We start from the raw sequence: 479 nt of genomic DNA, 5'->3' as shown, positions 1-479 counted from the left end.
ATTAAAAATCAAAAGGAGGACATTCGAAATGAATGATATACATAGTTTATCACATACAAAATGGAACTGCAAATATCATGTAGTATTCGCACCAAAGTATAGAAGAAAAGTATTTTATGAAGATAAAAGGTTGGAAGTAGGAGCAATATTAAGGGAATTATGCAAATGGAAAGGTGTGAATATAATAGAGGCAGAAGTATGTCCTGACCATGTACATATGCTTTTAGAAATACCACCCAAGATGAGTGTTTCAAGTTTTATGGGTTTTCTAAAAGGGAAAAGTAGTTTGATGATATATGAGAAATGGGGAAATATGAAGTTTAAGTATCGTAATAGAGAATTTTGGTGCAGGGGATATTATGTTGATGTGCGACCTTAGAGGGGTCATCTGAATTATGCTAAAGCATTTCCCGTTCATCTTCGGGTATTCCTACTAGTCGGTGCGTTCAAAGTAATTTGAAGGTTCTAAGCAGACTAGG

1 pseudogene is annotated in these 479 nt (G+C 34.7%); it reads left to right on the top strand.

Annotated features, from left to right (window positions below):
* Positions 1–28: 28 nt before the first annotated feature.
* Positions 29–367: pseudogene (gene tnpA, locus CPJCM30710_RS17470) on the top strand (IS200/IS605 family transposase); the annotation flags it as partial.
* Between the last annotated feature and the right edge of the window lie 112 nt (positions 368–479).

The organism is Clostridium polyendosporum (assembly GCF_018332455.1).
Taxonomy (GTDB): domain Bacteria; phylum Bacillota; class Clostridia; order Clostridiales; family Clostridiaceae; genus Clostridium_AY; species Clostridium_AY polyendosporum.
The sequence above is the reverse complement of the archived record's forward strand: the minus strand, read 5'-3'. Positions and strand labels throughout refer to the sequence as shown.